We start from the raw sequence: 22,221 nt of genomic DNA, 5'->3' as shown, positions 1-22,221 counted from the left end.
GCTTTCCATGCGGTACCGATGGAGCGGATGGCGTCGGCCCGACCCGCGCGGCGAAACGCGATGCGCAAACTTGATGGCGGCGCCCGTATACCATGCGGGCGCTGCTTTTTGCGGGTAGGATAGCAAGCGATATCGAAAGAAAGGAACCCGCCATGCTCGAACCCGTTTCCCTTCGCCATGGGCGCCTGAGCGCCGCCGTCGACCCCATGGGAGCACAGCTGCTCAGCCTGCAGCTGGATGGCTGCGAGTATCTATGGCAGGGTGACCCGCGGTTTTGGGCCAGGCGGGCGCCGGTTCTGTTCCCCATCGTGGGGTCGTTGCGCGACGGACGTGCGGAGTCGGCGCAGGGCCCGTGCGTGATGGTGCGCCACGGTATCGCGCGCAACTACGAGCATGCCGTGATCGACCGCGCCGCCGATGGGTCGTCGGTCACCTTCGAGCTGCGCGATTCGGCCGAGACGCGCGCCGCGTATCCGTATAGCTTCAAGCTGAACATGACCTACGCCATCACGGGCGAGGCCACGCTTTCCCAGACGTTTCACGTGACGAACACCGGCGATGCAACGTTGCCGTTTTGCGTGGGCGGGCATCCGGCGTTCAACGTGCCCATGGGCGCATCTTCGCAGGTTGCAGGTGCTCCCGAGGGGGATGCTAGCGCCGCCGCGGTTGAGGCGTGCGACGAAACGAGCGCTACTGCAGGCGAAGCGAACGGTACTCCAAGCGCTGCCCGTACGCGGCAGCCCGTTGCGGTCGACGAGGCGTTCGAGGATTACGTCCTCAAGTTCGCCCGACCCTGGAGCTGCACGTTGCCGGTGATCGGCGAAGATGGCCTTATGAACTGGGATAATGCATTCGAATGCCCGCAAGGTTCGGACACCGTGGCGCTCACGCATGCGTCGTTCGCCCATGATGCGCTGATGTTCACGGACGTTCCCGACGGCGTGCTCACGCTGCTGGGCGCGAAAAGCGGGCACGGCGTGCGCGTCGAATTCCCGGGCTTTCCCTATATCGGCGTATGGTCCGCGGCCAACGACGCGCCGTTCGTGGCGCTTGAGCCCTGGTCGGGGCACACCACCGCCCACGACGAGGACGACGTGTTCGAGCACAAAGCCGGCATGACGCTGCTGGCCCCAGGCGAAACCAGCGAGCGCACGTTTCACCTCACGCTGTTCTAGCTGGTCCCCGCTTTAAGGTTCGATCCATTGCTTGTATAAGAGACTCACGAGTATCATACCCATAAGCATCTTATACAGAGCTCATCGCGCAGCAGCGCCCCGAGTGCAACGGCGAACGACGCTGCCGATAACGTCGCCGCGACGGCTGTCGCTGCCTCAAGGCGCCGCAACCGCTAAAGAGCTGAGCCCTCAACGGCGTTCGCGTTTCGGGCGCTCGCACCTTCGATTCCCCCGGCCCCCAAATACCACGGTATATTGATAGTTGTTGCGTTTCATTTTTCGTAAAGCTGGCCAAAATCCCATATAAAACGGTTATGCAGCTCAAAATGAATCCCCATCGAGCAAGTGAATAGGGGGTGACATATCACGCTTGACGCATACAGTAGCGTTGCGCTAAAGTACCCCAAAGCTAGGTTTTGAGCGACGGCTTCTGCCGATTATGGGAAAAGTGAGGGGATTGCTGTGAGTCACGCCGGAGCGGAGCCAGCTCGGCGGCAACAAAGCGTGGGGTTGACCAATTCTCAACTGAGGATTCTCGGCTATATCGCTTCGTGCGGTGCGCAGGGCTGCTCCGACACCAAAAACGCCATCGCGGAAAAACTCGGCGTGTGCCCGAAGACGGTCGATCGCGCCGTGCGTCGCATGCGCGACGATGGGCTGATCGTCTCGACGGCGCGTTTCGACGAAAACGGCTCTCAGCTCGGCAACGTGTATTTCATCAGAGCTGGTTCAAAGCAATAGATCGCAGTTGTTCTCAAGCCGCCGACGGCTCAGTGCGTCGGCGGCTTTTCGTTAGGGTCGTACAGGATTAACTACGAGTTCCGTATCGCCGGCTTGCTCGGTTTTCCGAGCGCCCGCGGGCCTTTCTGCATTGCCAAGAGCTTCTGCCCGACTACTGCTCCTGTGCCATGCGGCGGTAGTGGTCGAAGCGGCGCATGGCGTCTTCTTTGCCCTGCTCGAACAGCCTTTCGGCCTCTTCGGGGAAGCTCTTGGTCAGCGAGGCGAAGCGGTTCTCGCCGGCGACGAAGTCCAGGTAGTCCATGGTGGGTTCCTTGGAGTCAAGCGTCATGGGGTTCTCCTTGCGCGGGTCGTAGCGGTACAGCGACCAATAACCGCTTTCCACCGCTCGCTTCATCTCGCCTTGGACGTCGTGCATGCCGCACTTCAGGCCGTGCGAGGTGCAAGGCGCGTAGGCGATGATCACGGACGGCCCCTCGTACTCCTCGGCTTCCTTCAGCACCTTGACCAGCTGGTTGTAGTTGGCGCCCATGGCCACCTGCGCCACGTAGACGTTGCCGTAGCTCATGAGGATGGCGCCCAAGTCCTTCTTGCCGGTCTTCTTGCCGCTGGCCGCGAACTGCGCCACGGCGCCGGCCGGCGTTGCCTTGGAGCTTTGGCCACCGGTGTTGGAGTACACCTCGGTGTCCACCACCAGCACGTTGACGTTGGCGCCGCTTGCCACCACGTGGTCCAGGCCGCCGAAGCCGATGTCGTAGGCCCAGCCGTCGCCGCCGAACATCCAGAACGTCTTCTTCGCCAGCTGGTCCTTGAACTTGAGCACCTCGTCGCACACTTCCTGTGCGCTGTTGGTCAGCTTGCCCATGGAAGCCTGTGCGCACGCCACCAGGGCATCTGCGGCCTTGCGCGACGCGTCGAAGTCGTCGAACGCGGCAAGGTAGTCCTCGCAGGCGGCCTTCATGGCGCTCATGACGGCGGCGTCGGGCGTGTCGCCTGCATCGGCCTTCGGCTTTTCCAAGCCATGCGTTAGGGCGCGGGACAGCTTCTCCACGCGCGCCTTCTCCACCGCGCGTTGCTGCACGGAACCCAGGAACAGGCCCAGCGAAAGCTCGGCGTTGTTCTCGAACAGGCTGTTGGTCCAGGCGGGGCCGAAGCCGCGCTTGTTCACCGTGTAGGGGATGCCGGGGAACGGCGAGCCCCAGGCCTGCGAGCAGCCCGTGGCGTTGGCCCAGTACACGCGGTCGCCGAACAGCTGGGTGAGCAGCTTGGCGTAGGGCGTCTCGCCGCAGCCCGCGCAGGCGGCGGAGAACTCGAGCAGCGGCTGCTTGAACTGCGAGCCCTTCACGGTATAGGGGTCGAACGCGCCGTCCTTGTCGGAGATGGTCAGCCCATAGTCCCACAGCTTGCGGGCCTGGTCGGTGAGCTTGGCCGGCTGCATGTCCAGCGCGCCTGCCGGGCACACGTCGGCGCAGCTGCCGCAGCTGGTGCAGTCGAACTGGCTGACCTGGATGGCGTAGCGCGTGCCCTCGGGCAGGCTCTTGCCGCCCTTGAGCGCAACCGTCGTGAACCCTTCGGGGGCGTTTTGCGCCTCGTTCTGGTCGAGCAGGTAGGGGCGGATGGCGGCGTGGGGGCACACGAAGGCGCAGCGGTTGCACTGGATGCACGCCTCGGCGTTCCACGCGGGCGTCTTCACGGCGATGCCGCGCTTCTCGTAGGCGGTCAGGCCCATATCGATGACGCCGTCCTCGTAGCCGGCAAAGGCGCTGACGGGCAGGCTGTCGCCCTTCTGGGCGTTGACGGGGCGCAGGATGTTCTCGACCACCGCGGGCACGTTGGCCTGGTCGGCGGGCTCGTCGAGCGGGGCATCGGCCCAGCTGGCGGGCACGGCAACCTCCACGCACTTCTGCGCGCCCTCGTCGATGGCGGCCACGTTCTTCGCCACCACGGCATCGCCCTTGCTTGCGTAGGACTTGCGGGCCGCGTCCTTCATATAGTCCAAGGCCTCATCGACGGGCATCAGGCCCGCGATCTGGAAGAACGCCGCCTGCAGCACGGTGTTGATGTGGCTGCCCAGGCCCACGCGCTGCGCCACCTCCACCGCGTCCACGGTGAATAGGCGGATGCCGTTTTGCGCGATGTAGCGCTTCATCTTGCCGGGCAGGTTGGCGTCAAGCTCCTCGGGCGTCCAGTTGGTGTTCAGCAGGAAGGTGCCGCCGGGCTTCACTTCCTGTACCATGTCGTATTGACGCACGTAGCTTTGGTTATGGCAGGCCACGAAGTTCGCGCGCTTCACGTAGTAGGTGCTGCGGATGGGCTTCTTCGAAAGGCGCAGGTGCGACTTGGTCACGCCGAAGGACTTCTTCGAGTCGTACTCGAAGTACGCCTGTGCGAACATATCGGCGCAGTCGCCCAGGATGCGGATGGTGTTGTGGTTCGCGCCCACGGTGCCGTCGCCGCCCAAGCCCCAGAACTTGCAGCTGTAGGTATCGGCATCCTCGAAGTCGTCGAGCGGGCGCACGGGAAGCGACAGATGGGTCACGTCATCGTCGATGCCGATGGTGAAGCTGCGCGTGGGCTCGGGTGCAGCAAGGTTGTCGAACACGGCCACGATCTGGGCGGTGTCGGTGTCCTTGGACGCAAGGCCGTAGCGGCCGCCGATGACCGTCACCTTGCCCGCGCGGCTGCTGTTGGTGATGACGTTGGAAACGTCCAGGTACAGCGGTTCGCCCGCCGAGCCCATGCACTTGCAGCGGTCGAGCACCGCGATGCGCTGCACGGTTTCAGGCAGCGCGCCCAAGAAGTGCTTCGCCGAGAACGGGCGATACAGGTGCACCTGCAGATAGCCGTAGCGCTTGCCCGTTCCATCGGCCTGCGCGCGGGCGTTCAGGTAGTCGCACGCCTCCTGCGCGGTTCCCGACACGCTGCCCATGGCCACCACCACGTCGGTGGCGTCGGCGGCGCCGTAGTAGTCGAACACGTGATGCTCGCGACCGGTCACGCCGGCCACCTGCGCCATGACGTCCTCGACCACGTCGGCCAGCTGGTCATATGCGGTGTTGTTCGCCTCACGCTGCTGGAAGTACGTGTCGCCGTTCTGCACGGTGGCGCGCAGCATGGGGTGCTCGGGGTTCAAGGCGCGAGCACGGAAGCGGTCGAGCGCCTCGGTATCCATGAGCGCGGTCAGCTCCTTGGTGTCGGGCATGTCGATGCGCGACAGCTCATGGGAGGTGCGGAAGCCGTCGAAGAAGTGCATGAACGGGATGGAGGCCTTCACGGCGGCAAGGTGGGCGACGGCGGCCATGTCGGCGGCCTCCTGGACGCTTCCCGAGCTGAGCTGGGCGAATCCGGTGTCACGGCAGGCCATGACGTCGGAGTGGTCGCCGAAGATGCTCATGGCGTGGGTACCAACAGTGCGGCTGGCCACATGCAGAACGCCTGGCAGGCGCTCGCCGGCGATGCGGTAAAGCACGGGCACCATGAGCATGAGGCCCTGGCTAGACGTGAAGCTGGTGCCCAGGCCGCCAGCCTGCAGCACGCCGTGGATGGCGGCGATGGCGCCGGCCTCGGATTGCATCTCGGTCAGCTGCACGCGCTGGCCGAACATGTTCAGACGGCCTTGCGCGCTCCAGCGGTCGGTGTGCTCGGCCATGGGCGAGGACGGCGTGATGGGGTAGATGGCCGCCACCTCGGTGAAGTCGTAGGCAACGTTGGCCGCAGCCTGGTTGCCGTCGACGGTTTGATAGTTGCTCATTGTGAAGCCCCTCTCCGCAACGATGGTTCGAAACGCGAGCGGGGGCGCGCAAAACGGCCCCCGCGAAATATCGGTGTATGGAAGCTGCTACTTCTTCACCAGGTCCTGAAGCCCCAGCTCCTCGACGGCGGCTTCCCTCATCTTGTACTTGAGGATCTTGCCGGCGGCGTTCATGGGGTAGGACTCCACGAACTTGATGTAGCGGGGCACCTTGTGACGCGCGATGTTGCTCTTCATGAACTCGCGGATCTCGGGCTCGGTCATGGTCTCGCCGTCCTTGAGGATGATGCAGGCCATGGCCTCCTCGCCGTATTTCACGTCGGGCACGCCGATGACCTGGCAGTCGCTGACCTTGGGGTGCGTGATGACGAAGTCCTCAATCTCCTTCGGGTAGACGTTCTCGCCGCCGCGGATGATCATGTCCTTCAGGCGGCCGGTTGCCACGAAGCAGCCGCGGTCGTCGCGCATGAGCAGGTCGCCGGAGTGCAGCCACCCGTTCTCGTCAACCGTTTTGAAGGTGGCGTCGGGCATCTTGTAGTAGCCCTTCATGATGTTGTAGCCGCGCGAGCAGAACTCGCCGATTTCGCCGTTGGGCAGCTCCTCGCCGGTTTCCGGGTCGATGATCTTGCACTGTACGTGCGGGAACGCGTAGCCCACGGTCTCGGTGCGCGTGTCAAGCGGGTCGGTCCAGGCGCTCATGGTGGAGCCCGGGGCCGATTCGGTCTGGCCGTACACCGACACGATGCCGGTCATGTTCATCTCGTCGGGCTGCGCGGCGCGCTTCATGAGCTCGGGCGGGCAGCCGGCGCCGGCCATGATGCCGGTGCGCATGTGGCTGAAGTCGGTCTTGCGGTAATCGGCATGGTTGAACATGGCGATGAACATGGTGGGCACGCCGTTGAACGCGGTGATCTTCTCCTGCGTGATGCAGTGCAGCGAGGCCATGGCGCTGAAGTAGGGCATGGGGCACATGGTGGCGCCGTGGGTCATGGATGACGTCATGGACAGCGTCATGCCGAAGCAGTGGAACATGGGCACGTGGATCATGAAGCGGTCCGCCGTGGACAGGCCCATGCGGTCGCCGATGCACTTGCCGTCGTTGACGACGTTGCGGTGCGTGAGCATGACGCCCTTCGGGAAGCCCGTGGTGCCCGAGGTGTACTGCATGTTGCACACGTCATCGGGGCGGACGTCTGCGGCCATGCGCTGGATCTTCTCAAGCGGCACGAGCTCGGCGCGCTCCATGGCCTGTTCGAAGGTCAGGCAGCCGGGCATCTCGAAGCCGACGGTGATGACGTTGCGCAAAAACGGCAGGCGCTTGCAGTGCAGCTGCTCGCCGGGCTTGGCCTCGGCGATCTCGGGGCACAGCTGGTTGATGATCTGGGCATAGTTGGAGTCCAGGGCGCTGTCAATCATGACCAGGGTATGCGTGTCGGACTGGCGCAGCAGGTACTCGGCCTCGTGGATCTTGTAGGCGGTGTTCACCGTGACCAACACGGCGCCGATCTTGGTGGTGGCCCAGAAGGCGATGTACCACGCGGGCACGTTGGTGGCCCAGACGGCTACCTTGCTGCCGGGCTTGACGCCCATCGACACGAGCGCGCGGGCGAACGTGTCCACGTCGTCGCGGAACTCCTCGTAGGTGCGGGTGTAGTCCAGCGTGGTGTACTTGAAGCAGTACTGGTCGGGGAAGCACTCGACCATCTTGTCGAGCACCTGCGGGAAGGTCAGGTCGATGAGCTCGTCCTTCTTCCACACGTACTCGCCGGTGCCGTCGTGGTTGAGGTAGAGCGTGCGGCGCTTGCCGCGGGTGTCCTCGAACTGCTCCATGTAGTTGACGTAGTGGGGGAAGATGACCTCCATGTCGGTGAGGTCTGCCATCCACGCGGGGTCCCACTCAAGCGACACGAAGCCGTCGTAGTCGATGGAGGACAGCGCCCGCACCACCTCGTCGATGGGCAGGGTGCCTTCGCCCACCAGGTTGAAGGAGCCGTCGTCGTCAGAGTCGCGCATGTGCACGTGCTTGACGTAGGCGCCCAGGTTCTTGATGGTGGTCGCCGGGCTTTCGCCGCCCACGCGGTAGACGTTGTGGACGTCCCACAGGGCGCCCAGGTAGTCGCTGGCGTAGCGGTCCATGATGTCGGTCAGGCGCGAGGTGCTGGAGAAGATGCCGCTGGATTCGATCAGCAGCACCACGCCGTGCTCCTCGGCGTAGGGGACCAGCTGGGAGAGCGCGGCGTGGATGGCGTCCTCGTCATCGTGCTGGACGACCACGCAGACCATGCCCACGCTGGCGGCCTGAGCCAGGTCGATGAGGTCCTTGGCGTCCTGAACCTGTTGTTCGCCCGCTGAGATGTCGACCGAAGAGTCGAACGCGGGGATGGAAAGGCCCTTGTCGCGCAGGGCGCGGGCCGTTGCCTGCGTGTTGTAGCGGTCAAGCGGGCCGCCCTTGCCGGTGAACGCCGCGTTGGTGATGGGGTTGTGGATCTCGATGCCCGAGAAATCCATCTCAAGGGCGGTGCTTACGAGCTCGTCCCAGGAGTGATCGGCCCAGCCGCGGGTGGAAAAGGAAAGCTTCATTAGTTCTGCTCCTCGTAGGCGATCTTGTTGAGCGCGTTGATGTACGCGCGGATGCTGGACTCGACGATGTCGGTGGAGATGCCGCGGCCGGAATACACCTTGCCGTCGGCGATCAGCTTCACGACCGACTCGCCCATGGCCTCGCGGCCCTCGGTGACGGCCTGGATGCTGAAGTCGTCAAGCTCGTAGTGCTTGCCGACCACCGATTCGATGGACTTGAACGAGGAGTCGATGGGGCCGTCGCCCAGGGACACGGCCTCGATGAGCTCGCCGTTCTTGCGCAGCGAGATGTGCGAGGTGGCCTTGAAGCTCAGACCGGAGTTGATGACGTAACCGTCCAGGGTGTAGGTGGGGGGCACCTGCAGCGCGGCGGAGGCCACGATGGCGTCCAACTCGGTGGCGCTCACGCGCTCCTTGCTGGCGGCGATCTTCTTGAAGGCCTCGAACACCGCCTCGGCGTCCTCGTCGGAGAGGCTGTAGCCCAGGCGCTCGACGTACTGCATGACGGTGGCCTGGTCGTCCCCGGCGGTGAGTACCACGCCCTCGACGGCCTCGGAGACGGCGCCGGTGAACAGGGATGCCTTGGAGCGGTCGTCGCAGCACAGGCGGGAGATCTGGTTCATGGCGCGCTTGAGCTCGGTCACGCGCACCTTGCTCTGGGCGCCCAGGGCGTCGGCCTTGGCTGCAAGGATGCGGGCCACGTTGTCGAGCGCGACGACGCCCATGGGGTAGGACGTGGCCTTGACGATGGAGGCGCCGGCCATGACGCCGGCCACGGCGCAGGCGTCGGCCATATTAAGGTTATTGCAGCACGAGATGCCCAGGTCGATATCCTTGAGCTGGGGCGCTGCTTGGCACAGATCGGCGATGAACTGGGCGAACTCCTCGGGGAGCATGGAGCCGGCCGCGTCGCAGACGGTGACCGTCTTGGCGCCGGCGGCGACCACGGCGTCGATGACGCGGGCAAGGTAGGCCACGTCGGTGCGGGTGGCATCGATGGCCACGAACTCGACGTCGTCGGTGAGTTGGGCGCACTTCGCCACCGCCTCGGCGGCATCGGCGATCAGCGTGTCGGCCTTCTTGCGCTGGATGTACTCCATGCAGGAGGGGCTGACGGCCGCTTCCACCTGCAGGCGGACGTGCTTCGCGCCCTTCGCGGCGTTCCAAGCGGCCTGGATGCTGTCGTCGTCCATCTTCACCGGCACGGCAAGCGTGCTGTTCTTCACCAGAGAGGCGATCGACTTGATTCGCAAGCTGTCTACCTTGGAGGACTCGATGCCCTCGACCTCGATGGAGCCCACGCCGATACGGTCTAGGATCTTCACGATTTCCAGCTTTTCCTTGAAGGATAGGGAAAGCGCCTTGGAGGCGATGGCCTCCCTCATCGTGATGTCGCTGACGCGTATGTCTCTCATGTGTGACTCCTGACCTACTATGCGAACGTGATCTTCTTTGAAGATGCTGCTCAACGGTTGATCGCAGCACCCGCAGGTGGCCGAACGCCTACCAAATGCTAAGCAGATAGGTTATCGCAAGTTATAACGTGCCAAGCTGCATAAACGCGGCATTGACGGAAATTAATCCAGAGTTAATACAGCTGCGTGGACGTGGGCGAAGGCGGTATCCACAGATTGCGAAAAGTGTGGGTGTGCACGGTAAGAAGGGGCGGGGGACGAGGGGTGCGAGGGCGCGACACCGGGGAGTTGTAGGGATGCCGGAATGTCTGATTTGGGCTGGGGATCTCCCCTCGCCGCATTGTGCTTGCTTTGCGCAGAAAAGCATGCTGACGTGGCGTTTCTTGGCTATCGGGAGATTGTTTTCGTGCGCTTGCATCGCCTTTGGGGGAGTCGTTGCAACCGGTGGTAGGGGGCCTGCCATGGGGAGGGGCGGACACCCTTGACATACGGTTTTCCGCGTGATATTTTTCATGTCGGCAAAATCATCGAAAGGTGATGACGCAAAGCTATAGGGCCTGAAATGGCAGCCAGTTGCACAGTTTCCCTTCCGGGGAGCTACTGCAGCTGGCTGCTTTTTGTTTCTCCAGTTCAGCTTGCAGATTTTGCTCGCCTTGCGTTGAAGGCGAGCGGGGGTCATAAGCATTGGAACGCGAACCTATGGAGAAGGACTATGATGACTGAGATGACCGCTGAGACCACGACCGAGATCGATGACGACATCACGCTTGCGGACGGCAAGCGCACGCTGACGAACTCGCAGCTGCTTATCCTGGGCTTTATCGCCTCGTACGGCGTGGCGGGTTGCTCCGAGTCCAAGCGCGACATCGCCGAAGCGCTGCAGGTCAGCCTGAAGACCGTCGACCGCGCCATCCTGCGCCTGCGCAAGGAGGGCTTCATCATCTCGGTTGCCCGCTATGCGGAAAACGGCATGCGCCTGAGCAACACCTACCACGTGCCCACGCCGGAGGCGAAAGGCGAGCAGCTGCACGCGATCGCCGGGTAAGGTCGAGTTCTGACAGACCGGGCACGGTACGACGCAGCTCCAAATAGAGCAGGATTCGCGATGGTCCTGCGCCCTTGAAAGCGAAAATCCCGATTCCGAGTACGGAATCGGGATTTTCTTGTTTTGCGGCGCGGTTTCACGAACGGGAAAGGCCCGCGAACTTGTGGCTTATAGGACAAAAAGTGTGTCCGGAACATTTATTCACTCCGTTGCGTACGGGTACCTTGTCGCGTGATGCAATTCGTCCCAGACAAGCCCCTCTCCCCATTTCTGCGGAGCGCCGACCTCGTCTGCCTTGACCCCGTATTCGTCCCTCAGCCTTTCGACATCGGCGTCGGTCGGCATCTCCCGCAAGGTGTCGGCCATGCTTTTCGGGCTCTCCACGTGCAGGTAGCACCACCAGAAGACGGCTTTCGCCCGTTTGAGCGCGCTTAGCCCCCGATGGTTCCTCAAAACGGCCCTCAGCTGGGCGTTGATGGCGCCCTCGATCCTGTTGTTCATCGCCGGCATCGGGCCTTCGGCCGTCAAGCCCGGGCCAAGGTACGTGAACAAGACGCCTTTGTTCACCAGGCGCGTCAGCCCCGACCTCGCCTCGCGGATTCTCCCATGCGCGTAGACCCTGCGTCCGTCGACGATCGACGTCTCCTCGAGGAAGTCCGCCCAGAACTCGCACCATTGCATGTACCTTTCGACCCACCAATCGGCTTGATGGAGGGTCTCGATATGCAGCAATTCCTTCGCCAGCGCGTACAGCTCCTTCCCCGCCTGCAGCTTCGGCCTCGTTGTCGTCTTCCTCCTTACCTGGCAAAACGCGTGGAAAGTGCACCTTTGAACCTTAGTCTCCGGCCACTCCTTCGCCGCCGCCGAGGCGAACCCGGAGCCGCCGTCCGCGACCACCGTGTCAGGCGGCGCGATGCGCGAGAGCGGCGATCGCCAAGCCGAGGCCGTCTCGGCGCGGGCGAGGTGCCAAGACAGAACGTGCGGCTCCGAGCACGCGATGAGGACGACCAGGTCGCGGGCGATCCAGATGCCGTCGACGAACACCACGCGATGAATCTCGTCGACGACCTCGGGCATGGGCCAGATCCCCCAGAACCGCGACGTCTTGCGCCTGAAGGTCCGGCCCTGACCCGGCATATCGAGCTGGGTGTCCTTCGGCAGCAGCCATCCGACGAAGGATCGGAGGTCCCTGGCGGCGGAGTCGTTGGCGTGGGTCGAGCTCGCCCCGCACGCACGGCAGCGCCAGCGCTGCGCGCCGGATCCCGTGCGCCCGTTTCTCTTCATTTCGCATCCGCAAGCCGGGCATTTCTTGTTATTCACGGCGACCTCCGCAAATCGGTGACTTTTTACCGTGATTTTCCGGGCATGACCTGCATATTCACCAATCGACAGACGCACTTTTTGTCCGAGCGGAAAAGTCGATTTATTTGACTTATTCAATAAAAAATGGGCGTTGACCTGCGTCAACGCCCAAAACTGGACACACTATTTGTCCTATAACCCGAACTTGTTCTGTTTCACGAACAGGGAAAGGTTCGCAGGGTCGTTCGGTTTCCCAAGTGCCCGCGGGCCTTTCTGTCGCCGGTCCCGCGAAGCGCTTGGGCTTTGCGGGACCGCGCGTTTTAAGCGTGTGCTAGAAGCGCAGGCTGAGGCAGGACAGGCCGCCGTCGATCTTGCGGTACTCGGAGGTGTCCACCACCAGCGTCTTGTAGCCCAGGTCCTGGACGGCCTTGAGCACGGTGGGATAGCCCTCGGCCACGATGACGGTGCCGTTGACCCAGATGCAGTTCGCGCCGTAGGCCTCGTCCTCGGGCACGATCACCTTGTTGTACTTGGCGAAGTCGGGCTTGTCGATGAACTCGCCGGACACCAGCATGTTGTTGTCCTCGATGTAGTTCACGCCGGTCTTGAGGTGCAGGACCTCCTCCAGCGGGACCTCGGAGCCCTCCAGGCCCCAACCGGCCAGGATCTCGCAGAACTGGCGGATGCCCTCTTCGTTGGTGCGGGCGGAGCGGCCCACGTAGAAGTGGTCGCCCACCATCATGACGTCGCCGCCGTCAAGGGTGCCGGGGGCGACGATGTGCTTGACGTGCTCGTCGTCGAAGAAGCGACGGACCACGGGTTCGATCTCGTCCTTTTCACCGTTGCGACTGGCAGCGCCGGGGTTGGTGATGATGGCGCCGCAGCGGGTGATGACGGCCGGGTCCTCGACGAAGCAGCTGTCCGGGAACTGCTCGAGTGCAGGCAGGACGGTGACGTCGACGCCGCACTGCTCGAGGGCATGCTCGTAGTCGTAGTGCTCCTCGATGGCGCACTCGTAGATGGGCTGGCCCAGCTCGGGTGCGCTGGTGATGCCGTCGCACAGCGACTTACCAGGGCGGCGGATGATGACATGGTTGAACTTCGTCATGCTTCTCTCTCCTTGGGTGCATGGTTGCCGGCGCGCATTGCAGCTGCTTGTCGCGCGGCACGTTCGTAGGGATATAAGATAGCTGCTTCCTTGGGCATTATAGCCCGGAAGCCGGCGAAACGAGCGGGAAACAAGGTGTTGCCTGCGGTGGACTTAATGTCGGGGGTTTGGGGTAGGCGTGTTTGGCGGCGGCGCGGGGATGAAATGGCATCGGTTGGGTAAGGGCGGACTGACCTGCGGGCATTGCAGCAGTCTCACTGTTTTCGCCAGCTAGCCCCAGTAGGTCCGAACACGCAGCTCAGCGGGCTATTCGGCCGCGGTTTCGCTTGGCGGGCTTTCCCGATGCGGGGCTTTCGCCGCTCGAAGATACACCGGCTGCGGAGTCGGCCACGGCAGCTTCGCCGCCCTTGTCGCCAAGCTGGGTTGCCACGATGGCGGCGAAGATGAACGCGAAGCCCACCGCCATGCGGGCCGTGAGCACCTCGCCGAAGAACGCCACGCTGAACAGCGCGCAGAACACGCTTTCGAGCGAGCAGAGCAGGCCGGCCTCGGAGGGGGACAGGTTGGCCTGCGCCATGTTCTGCGCCACAGCGCCGAAGGCCGCCGAGAGCATGGCCACGTAGGTCATGGCGCCGATGAACTCGGGCGTGGCGACCTGCGCCATAGTGGGCATAGGCTGCGTGACCAGGGCGAGCAGCAGGGCCAGGATCCCGGCGGTGAACTGCTGGACGACCGTGATGGTCAGGACGTCATTGTCGCGCATGACCAGGCCGATGATCACGATCTCGCCGCCGTAGAGAAACGCTGAGGCGATGCTCACGCCGTCTCCTAAGCTGATGGAGAAGCCCTCGGTCAGCGACACCAGCCCGATGCCGACGGTGCAGATAGCTGCCGCGATAAGGGTTTTCGCAGGCGGACGGCGACGGGAGACCACCCACCAGATAAACGGCACGGTCAAGCAATAGCACGCACTCAAAAAGGCGTTTTTCGATGGCGTGGTCAGGCCCAGGCCCAGAAACTGCGTCCAGAAGCCGACGAACGTGGCCATGCCGATGATCAGGCCCGCCTTCAACGTTTTGCGGCAGAAGTTGCGCTTGAGGTGGGGAAACAAGAGAATGACCAGCACAACGCCCGCTCCAAGGAAGCGGATGGCGGTAAACCAGGTGGCGCCCACGGTGCCGATGGCGCCTTTACCGATCACGAAGCCCAGGCCCCAAACCGCGGCCGCCGTCATAAGGATGAGACGATATACGTTCAGCGGGTACTGCTTGTCGGTGATGCCCATGATGCTCAGCTCCTGGCAACTCGGAAAACGATACGGTTAGCGCAACGGGGCTAGGATGTCGGTCGCCTCTTCAAGCAAATGCATGAAATGGATGCCCCGTTGCCTGCACGGCGAGGACGACCCCATATCGCTCATTTGATTGAGGAGCGCGCGCAGATCATCGTAGAAACCGTTCAAATTGAACAGTATGCACGGCCCGTCCAACAGTTCAAGGCCTATGAGGGAAATGACCTCTGAAACCTCCTCCAATGTCCCCGTGCCCCCAGACATGGCGATGAGCGCGCCGAGGCTCATCGCAGCTCCTTCGTTCGCTTGCGCACCGGCTTCCGAAGCCCGATGCTTCGCGGGGCCGTGCTCCGGACGATACGCTCGTCCGGAGCACGGCCCCTTGCGATTTGCGACGCTTTCATGCCTATCAAGCCTGGGCGCGGTTTCCCCACGTCTGTTCGCCCTGGTGGGACGCTTGCCGGCTTATGATCGGGCTATCGGGTTTGATGGCCCGGCAAAGCGCTAGAAGTTAACGTTGCCGACCTCGGAGAGCTTCAGGTCGGGGTTGTGGTCGATGGCCCAGTTCACGTTCCAGGAGTTCGTGAACAACAGCAGCCTGCCGCCGCGCATGTCCTCGACTAGCTTGGTGTCGCGCGTGATGTTCAGGCGCGAGGTGTCCAGCTCGTTGAGGTCGTTGGCGATCCAGCGGATGTCGGTGTAGGGCATGCCCTGGCGACGCACCTCCACGCCGTATTCGTTCTTCAGACGCGTTTCGAGCACGTCGAGCTGCAGTACGCCGACGACGCCGCAGATGACGCTTTCCATGCCGAAGCCGGGCTCGCGGAAGATCTGCACGGCGCCTTCCTGGGCCAGCTCATGCATGCCCTTCACGAATTGCTTGCGCTTGAGCGTGTTCACCTGCGTGATGCGCGCGAAATGCTCCGGCGAGAACGTGGGGATGGGCGGGAACTGCACGTGCTCTCCCTTGCACACCGTGTCGCCGATGCTGAAGATGCCGGGGTCGAACAGGCCCACGATGTCGCCGGCGTATGCCTCGTCGACCGTAGCGCGATCATCGGCCATAAGCGACGTGCCCGTTGCCAGCTTCAGCTTCTTGCCGCCCTGCACGTGGAACGCTTCCATGCCGCGCTCGAACTTGCCCGAGCAGATGCGCACGAACGCGATGCGGTCGCGGTGGTTCTTATCCATGTTCGCCTGGATTTTGAACACGAAGCCTGCGAATTCCTTGCGCTGCGGGTCGACTAGGTCGCCCGAAATGGTGTCGGTGTAGGGCAGCGGCGCGGGGGCCAGGCGCAGGAATTCCTTCAGGAACGGTTCCACGCCGAAGTTGGTGAGCGCCGAGCCGAAGAACACCGGCGACAGCTTGCCTGCGCGCACCGCGTCCAGATCGAACTCGTCGGCGGCGCCGTCGAGCAGCTCGATGTCGTCCATGAGGTTCTGGTGGTTGTCGGAGCCGATGAGCTCGTCAAGGGCTGCGTCGCCCAGCTCGGCCTCGATCTCGGCGACCTTCTTGGCGGAGTTGCCGCGGCCCTCGCCGTCGAAGGCGATGACGTTGCGCGTTTGGCGGTCGAACACGCCTCGGAACGTGCGGCCGTTGCCGATGGGCCAGTTCATGGGGTAGGTGCCGATGCCGAGCACCGTTTCGATCTCCTCCATGAGCTCGAACGGGTCGCGGCTTTCGCGGTCCATCTTGTTCACGAACGTGAAGATGGGGATGTGGCGCAGCGTGCACACCTTGAACAGCTTCTTCGTCTGCGCCTCGACGCCCTTGGCAGCGTCGATGACCATGACGGCGGCGTCGGCGGCCATGAGCGTGCGGTATGTGTCCTCGGAAAAGTCCTGGTGGCCGGGGGTGTCAAGGATGTTGACGCAGCAGCCGTCGTGCTCGAACTGCAGCACGGAGGAGGTGACGGAGATGCCGCGCTCCTTCTCGATGTCCATCCAGTCGGAGACGGCGTGCTTCGAGCTTGCCTTTCCCTTGACCGAGCCGGCGGTCTGGATGCTGCCTGAATACAGCAGCAGCTTCTCGGTCAGCGTGGTTTTGCCCGCGTCGGGGTGCGAGATGATCGCGAACGTGCGACGCGACGCGATGTGTTCTGCCAGCGTTGGCATGGGGTTCCTTTCCGCAAAACGGCCGATGGCGCGCCCTGTGACGCGTTGCCGGCCGATGTGGTTTGAGCGTAACTAAATTAGTATAGCGGGATGCCTCGATGGGCGGAAGGGGGGCTTGCAAGCGCATAGGGAAAGAACAGGAAATACCGGTCATAATCGGTGACCGGCGATGGTGGCGAGGGGGTGTTCCTATAGTTCTGTCAAGAGGGATTCGCCCTTTCGATGGGCGTTTTCGGCAATGCTGACGCAGGCCCTGCCGGGCCCGCGATCTCCGCCGGCCCATGCGTCAAATGCTCGCTACCGAAGTTCATCGATAGCATATCTCAGGCCGTAATGGATCCCTTGTCGCTCTGCTGCCCTAATCGGGCCGATTGTCCGCGCCCTCGCAATCCCGCTGCCATCGCGCAGGTCTTAGAGATCGTGCCGCGCCCGCTCATACTCGTGAGCGCGGTATCATCATCAGCGACGCCGGTCATCACCCAAATCTGCTCGCCGCCGAGCCCGCACTCGAATTCGGGCTCGGCGCGATGGCGTGCGAGGCGCAGGAGCTTGAGCCTACCCCTTGACGCGGCGGTATACGATAGGGTCATCGAATCCGAAGACCCGCTTGCCGTTTACTTCCATGGTCTCGACGACCTCAAGCGCGTCGTCGGAAAACCTCTCGAAAAGGCGGAACTTCATTGTCGGCGTGAACATGGAGTCAGACCCTCCCTCCCATATGCCGTTGCGCTCGCGGTAGAGCGCCGGCGCAAATTTGCGGGATTTCTTGAGGGATGCGTACTGCGCGGGCACCATGGTTCTATACGAGAGGGTGCGCTTGTCGTTGCCCTCCGGGGCATCGTAGGAGGTTAGCAGAATGCCATCCTGCTCTTCTGTGAACAGGAACAGGTGCGGCGACGAAGAGCTTTTCCCATCAATCTCGTAGTAGCTCTCCTCGACCATGAACACGCCGGAAAAATCTGCCGGAAGGTTCAAAATCTTGTCGTTACATGCGGTGTTGACGTGTCTGGCAAGAGGGAAAGGCTCTCCGGCCGCCTTCTTCGCCTCGAACTGCTCACGGTTGTCGAAGCTCCCCAGGAGAAGCCCCATGAAGTCATCCAGCTTTGACATTGTTCACTATTTCCTTTCCGATTGACAGGGGAATATGTCAATTCGTCGGTCAAGGATAGCCCTGGTTCTAGACGTCTGCGAAAACGTTACGGCAACCGCACGTTGACTTCAAATAACGCCTATGAAAGACCGACGGGCTTGGCGGGTTAGTTGGGCAACTGACAGCCGAGTCGGCGCCGTCTCTCAATCCGCCAGCACGTCGAAGCTGAGCGACTTGATGCTGCAGGCGTAGCCATGCGCGAAAAAAGACTCGGCCACAACAGTTCCAGAATCGTCGTCTGCCCAGGCGTCTCGCGAAGGAAAATCACGCGCTAGGAAGCGCAAGGAGGAACCATATGTATATCCCGGACAGCTATCTCGATGAGCTTATCGCCTCCGACATCCCCGGCGGGATCGACCTGACCACGCATGTGCTGGGCATCGGCGCGCAGCCGGGCCGCATGGAGTACTACACGCGCGACGCGGCCCTGCTTTGCGGGACCGAGGAGGCCGCCCGCATCTTCGGCCGCTTCGGCTGCACGGTGGCCGAGGCGCTTCCCAGCGGCAGCATGCTCGCGCCTGGCGACGTGTTCATGACCGTTGAGGGCCCTGCTGCCGGCCTGCATATGGGGTGGAAGATCTGCCTGAACATCTTCGAGTACTATTGCGCGCTTGCCACCAAGGCCAGGCAGATGGCGGACGCCGTGCATGCCGTGAACCCGCTGTAGGGGAGCGTTGCCCCCCCCCCGGGCCGAGCGTTGAGCGCGGCCGCCGGCTTATCGGGCTGCGCTTTCGGGTCGCGGGTTCAGCTTGACGCCGCCTCGCGCGGCGCCAGGGCCTTTTGCAGCGTTTCGTCGTATTCGAAATCGAAATCGGATTCCACGGTGATGCCGCCGCCGACGCCGAGCGATGTCCTTTTCCCTTCTCGTACGATGGTTCGGATCGCGATGTTCAGGTCGCAGTCGCCGGTATCCGAGAAGTATCCGATGCTGCCCGTGTACAAGCCCCTGCTCGATCGTTCGAGCTCGTCGATGATCTGCATCGCGCGGATCTTCGGGGCGCCCGTGATGGAGCCTCCGGGAAACGCCGCCTGCACCGCGTCCACGGCGCACCGGTCTTCCCTGAGAGCGCCTTCGACGGTTGCCACAAGATGAAAGACCGTCGGATAGGCCTCGACCGAGAATCTGCCTGCGGTCTTGATGGAGCCCGGTTCGCAGGTGATCGACAGGTCGTTCCTTTCCAGATCGACGATCATCGTCAACTCGCTGAGATCCTTCTCGCTGCAGGCGAGCTCTTCGCGGTACGCAAGGTCCTCGGCAGGCGTGCGCCCGCGCGGGCGTGTGCCCTTTATCGGGCGCGTGACCGCATGGCCGGAGCGGATCTCCATGAATCGCTCCATGCTCGAGCAGCATATGTCGAGGCCCGGCGCTCGCAGGTAAGCGGAGAAGGGCGCGGGGTTGTAGGTGCGCAGATATCGGTAGATGCTGTAGGGGTCTTCGGAGGTTTCAAGGGAAAGCTGTTGCGTCATGTTCACGACATAGGCGTCCCCGGCGTGCAGGTATTCAACCAGGCGAGCCAACGTGTCCTCGTAGCTTTTGCGCGTGAAGGCAGATGCGAACGGCGCCAGGCTGTTTTTGCGCGCAGGACGCGAGACGCAAGGGCATCTAGCGATAAGGTCATCCGCCCAGGCCGCAGCTTCGTCTGCCGTCATCGTCTTTCCCTTGCAGCAGCAGAACAGAGCTTGCTTCCGAAGGTCCTCGATGATCAGCAGGTCGTAAAAGACCATGCTCGCCTCCGGCATCTCGGAGTTCCGCTCGTGCACGGTCGGGACGCCGCAAAGCTCGCGGCCGAAGTCGTATCCCAGGTACCCTATCGCACCGCCCGTTAGCGGCAGGCGCGGGTCTTTCGTCCCGGCATCGGCTTGCAGATGCTCCTTGACGACGTCGAAGAAGCTGCTTTTCACGGGTTTGCCGTTTACCAGGCACGCCCCATGTTTCTGCTCGATTATGAGATATGGGAAAAGACCCAGGATCGAATAGCGCCCCTGGGTGCCGGGCATGGAGGAGTCCAGGAAGGCGAGCCTGTCTGCGTCCCGCGCGCGTTCTACGATATCGGCAAGCGGGCGGTGGCGATTCAAGGGGATGACCGATGTGCTCATCGCGGCTCTCCTCCCTCGACCTTACCTGTCGGCTTCGCAAGCTCGGCGCTTCTTTCCTCGACGGCCTTCTTTCGGCGGTGCTTCTTCTCGGCATAGGCTTGGTTCACCATATGCGACACGTGCCCCGGTTCGAATCTGGTTTCCCCGAGGCGGGTAACGGGCATGGCGCCCATAAGCGAGTTGGTGAGGAACACCTCGCTGGCTGTTGCCAACTCGGACGGCGTGAAGGGGCGCTCGACGGCCCCCGTCAGGTCGATTGCAAGCTGACGCATGATGCCTGGCAGCAATCCGCAGGAAACAGGGGGAGTCACGACTTCCCCTGCGATGACGGCGAAGATGTTCGAGACGGCGCCTTCGGCAACCTCCCCGTGCGCGTTCAGGAACAGCGGTTCGTCGATGCCTCGTTCGCGCGCACGACGCTTCTCGATGATGTTCTCGGCATAGGCGAGCGTCTTCATACGCGTAAGGGGAGATGACTCGTTTCTGCGCACGGAACTGAAATCGCAGGAAAATGCGCGTTTTGCGTTCGGGCTTGCATACGGGTTGCGCCTTGTCGAGGCGATGCGGTTGCGATTTGCGACCGTCAGCTTCAGGGCCCATTCGCCTGTTGGGTCAAGTTCTGCGCACGCGCGCAGCGCAAGCGCCCGCAAGTCCGCGTGTGCGGCTTCGATGCCGAAAAACTTCAGCGTCTCCTCCATGCGCGTTAGGTGCTCGTCTAGGAACAGGGGCGTCTGCCCTGATACCGCGATCGTCTCGAAGGCCCCTATGCCGAAGAAGAAGCCGTCATCCGCGTATGCCCAGCCCTCCTCCGCTCCAGGGGCTATGATCTGCTCATGCGCCTTCATCCGCTGTTCTCCTTCCTTGGGCTTTCATGAAGTTCGCTATCAGCTCGTGCCCATACAGGGTGCGAGCAGCTTCGGGATGGAACTGCACGCCGAATAGCGGCAGCCGTGCATGGCGCAGCGCCATCACCGCGCCGTCGTCGCTGCGCGCATCCACGACCAGGCAGGAGGGGAGGCTCTGCTCGTCTACCACAAGGGAGTGGTAACGCGTCACCGGAAACTGCGCGGGAAGGCCCCGAAACAGCCCGTTCCCGTTCGCATGAATCGCCGTCACTTTCCCGTGCATGGGCCGCTTGCCGCGTATGATCTGCGCGCCGAATGCGGCGGCCAGGACTTGATGGCCCAGGCAGACGCCTAGAAGCGGTATGCGTCGCTCGACTGCCCAACGAACGGTTTGAATGCAATGCCCGCAATCCGCCGGGCTTTTGGGCCCGGGCGATATGACGATCCCGTCAAGCGCGCTCTGCGCATCCATCTGCTCGATGCCCTCCAACGAGACCTCGTCGTTTTTCTTTACGACCATATCCGCCCCCAGTTCGGCAAAGTAGCTTGCGAGCATCGCTGTGAAGGAGTCGTAGTTGTCGATCATGAGGTACATGAATCCGCCCATCCCAACGTATTTGAAGCGAAAAAAAGACTGCCGAGGCAAGCCTGTTATGGCTGGCTTCGGCAGTCTTCCTGCATTTTCCCGTGCAGGGCACACCTTGTGTCGCGTAGTATAACGCGCCCGAGGATTGCGGGCAAGAAATGTGCGATATGCGCAAGGTCATCCGATTTGGCTGCAACGTGTCAGCAAGTTGCCTGCGCGCTACAGGAGCCGGTATGTGCGGCCTTCGTAGTCGATGACGCCTTCCTTGCGCAGCTTCGACAGCTCGTTCGACAACGCGCTGCGGTCGACGCTGAGGTAGCTTGCCAGCTTGGTTTGGCTGTAGGGGATGGCGAAGGCGCGGGCGCCGGCCTTTTTCTGCTGCTGCGAGAGGAAGGCGAGGATCTTGCCCCGAATGGTTTTGGGGGTCATGGCGATGGCGCGGCGGTTCATGTCAAGGTTGCTTAATGCTAAGGCGCGCATGAGGTTCGAGGAGATGTGCGCGTGGCAGCCGCACTGCTTGGGGCAAGGGTGGATGATGCGCTCGGCTTTGAGCAGCACCACCTCGCAGGCCGAATCTGCCAGCACGTCGATGTCGAGGGGCTCCATGCTGCAGGCGTATCCGTGAGCGAAAAGCGAGCCGGGCCCCAAGATGTCCAGGATCGTCGTCTCGCCCCAGGCGTCCGAGACCTCGATCCTCACGCGCCCGGACAGGACGATGCCGAGGTGCTCGGTGGGCTGGCCGGCGCGCATGATCCGCTCCTCCCGGCCGAAAGCCCTTCTTCTCGCCTCGAGGCAAGGCAGCATCAGGTTCGCTTCGTCCTGGGCTATGCCGGCGAAAAGCATTGAAGAAGAAGTGGGGATATCAAGCATTGGCATCACCTGTAGGTTCTACAACAGAAACGTACGAGACACAACAGTATAGTGCAGTCACTTCGAAAATACACCCTTTGATCGAGGAGCGCGAGATGACTGACGGGAACATGTTCTGCTTCCAATGCGAGCAAACGGCGGGATGCACCGCCT

Annotated in this window: 17 protein-coding genes and 1 riboswitch; of the genes, 4 read left to right on the top strand and 13 right to left on the bottom strand. The window is 62.6% G+C overall.

What is annotated here, in order from left to right; translation table 11 throughout:
- The first annotated feature begins 152 nt into the window (after positions 1-152).
- Complete coding sequence (locus DW178_RS03105; RefSeq protein ID WP_118349647.1) at positions 153-1,175, top strand: aldose 1-epimerase family protein; 1,023 nt, start codon at positions 153-155, stop codon at positions 1,173-1,175.
- Positions 1,176-1,685: 510 nt separating this feature from the next.
- A complete protein-coding gene (locus tag DW178_RS03100) occupies positions 1,686-1,916 on the top strand; it encodes a MarR family winged helix-turn-helix transcriptional regulator (RefSeq protein ID WP_158574011.1) in 231 nt (76 codons plus the stop codon).
- Between the two features lie 151 nt (positions 1,917-2,067).
- On the opposite strand, the gene nifJ is transcribed toward DW178_RS03100, so the two are convergent.
- The 3 genes from nifJ to DW178_RS03085 form a co-directional block, all read right to left on the bottom strand.
- Positions 2,068-5,664 (bottom strand): pyruvate:ferredoxin (flavodoxin) oxidoreductase, encoded by a 3,597-nt coding sequence (gene nifJ / locus DW178_RS03095; RefSeq protein WP_118349645.1) that lies wholly within the window; start codon positions 5,662-5,664, stop codon positions 2,068-2,070.
- A gap of 87 nt (positions 5,665-5,751) precedes the next feature.
- Positions 5,752-8,244, bottom strand: coding sequence for an AMP-binding protein (locus DW178_RS03090; protein ID WP_118349644.1), 2,493 nt, complete (start codon positions 8,242-8,244; stop codon positions 5,752-5,754).
- The gene (locus DW178_RS03085; RefSeq protein ID WP_118349643.1) at positions 8,244-9,659 is read right to left on the bottom strand and encodes a hydroxymethylglutaryl-CoA lyase-like TIM-barrel protein; all 1,416 of its coding nucleotides are present in this window, start codon (positions 9,657-9,659) and stop codon (positions 8,244-8,246) included. Before DW178_RS03085 ends, DW178_RS03090 begins: the two co-directional genes overlap by 1 nt.
- Positions 9,660-10,166: 507 nt before the next feature.
- Positions 10,167-10,240: riboswitch (cyclic di-GMP riboswitch) on the top strand.
- Positions 10,241-10,371: 131 nt separating this feature from the next.
- On the opposite strand from DW178_RS03085, the gene DW178_RS03080 reads away from it, so the two are divergent.
- Positions 10,372-10,704 carry a helix-turn-helix domain-containing protein gene (locus DW178_RS03080; protein WP_118349642.1) on the top strand — a complete coding sequence of 111 codons (333 nt, stop codon included), beginning with the start codon at positions 10,372-10,374 and terminating at the stop codon, positions 10,702-10,704.
- A gap of 201 nt (positions 10,705-10,905) precedes the next feature.
- Here DW178_RS03080 and DW178_RS03075 read toward each other — a convergent pair whose 3' ends face one another.
- The 6 genes from DW178_RS03075 to DW178_RS03045 form a co-directional block, all read right to left on the bottom strand.
- Positions 10,906-12,024, bottom strand: coding sequence for an IS1249 family transposase (locus DW178_RS03075; RefSeq protein ID WP_118349641.1), 1,119 nt, complete (start codon positions 12,022-12,024; stop codon positions 10,906-10,908).
- Positions 12,025-12,337: 313 nt separating this feature from the next.
- Positions 12,338-13,114, bottom strand: coding sequence for a dimethylarginine dimethylaminohydrolase family protein (locus DW178_RS03070; protein ID WP_118349640.1), 777 nt, complete (start codon positions 13,112-13,114; stop codon positions 12,338-12,340).
- A gap of 298 nt (positions 13,115-13,412) precedes the next feature.
- A complete protein-coding gene (locus tag DW178_RS03065; RefSeq protein ID WP_118349639.1) occupies positions 13,413-14,399 on the bottom strand; it encodes a DMT family transporter in 987 nt (328 codons plus the stop codon).
- 36 nt (positions 14,400-14,435) lie between these two features.
- Positions 14,436-14,693, bottom strand: a complete 258-nt coding sequence (locus DW178_RS03060) for an LOG family protein (protein ID WP_118349638.1) — start codon at positions 14,691-14,693, stop codon at positions 14,436-14,438.
- Between the two features lie 216 nt (positions 14,694-14,909).
- Complete coding sequence (locus tag DW178_RS03055; protein ID WP_118349637.1) at positions 14,910-16,520, bottom strand: peptide chain release factor 3; 1,611 nt, start codon at positions 16,518-16,520, stop codon at positions 14,910-14,912.
- A gap of 555 nt (positions 16,521-17,075) precedes the next feature.
- A complete protein-coding gene (locus DW178_RS03045; RefSeq protein WP_118349635.1) occupies positions 17,076-17,630 on the bottom strand; it encodes a hypothetical protein in 555 nt (184 codons plus the stop codon).
- Positions 17,631-17,965: 335 nt separating this feature from the next.
- Between DW178_RS03045 and DW178_RS03040 the strand changes: the two genes are divergently transcribed.
- Positions 17,966-18,337 carry a beta/alpha barrel domain-containing protein gene (locus DW178_RS03040; RefSeq protein WP_118349634.1) on the top strand — a complete coding sequence of 124 codons (372 nt, stop codon included), beginning with the start codon at positions 17,966-17,968 and terminating at the stop codon, positions 18,335-18,337.
- Positions 18,338-18,414: 77 nt separating this feature from the next.
- Here the strand turns inward: DW178_RS03040 and pabB are convergent, their stop codons facing one another.
- The 4 genes from pabB to DW178_RS03020 form a co-directional block, all read right to left on the bottom strand.
- Positions 18,415-19,767 carry an aminodeoxychorismate synthase component I gene (gene pabB / locus DW178_RS03035; protein WP_118349633.1) on the bottom strand — a complete coding sequence of 451 codons (1,353 nt, stop codon included), beginning with the start codon at positions 19,765-19,767 and terminating at the stop codon, positions 18,415-18,417.
- Entirely contained in the window at positions 19,764-20,612 is an 849-nt protein-coding gene (locus DW178_RS03030) for an aminotransferase class IV (protein ID WP_118349632.1), read from the bottom strand. The genes pabB and DW178_RS03030 overlap by 4 nt, the downstream gene beginning before the upstream one ends.
- Positions 20,599-21,207: an anthranilate synthase component II gene (locus DW178_RS03025; RefSeq protein ID WP_118349708.1), complete on the bottom strand. Its 609-nt coding sequence runs from the start codon at positions 21,205-21,207 to the stop codon at positions 20,599-20,601. The genes DW178_RS03030 and DW178_RS03025 overlap by 14 nt, the downstream gene beginning before the upstream one ends.
- A gap of 210 nt (positions 21,208-21,417) precedes the next feature.
- Positions 21,418-22,002 (bottom strand): Crp/Fnr family transcriptional regulator, encoded by a 585-nt coding sequence (locus tag DW178_RS03020; RefSeq protein WP_286168489.1) that lies wholly within the window; start codon positions 22,000-22,002, stop codon positions 21,418-21,420.
- Positions 22,003-22,221: the final 219 nt, after the last annotated feature.

The sequence above is a fragment of the Eggerthella sp. AM16-19 genome (genome assembly GCF_003474385.1).
Taxonomy (GTDB): Bacteria; Actinomycetota; Coriobacteriia; order Coriobacteriales; family Eggerthellaceae; genus Senegalimassilia.
The sequence above is the reverse complement of the archived record's forward strand: the minus strand, read 5'-3'. Positions and strand labels throughout refer to the sequence as shown.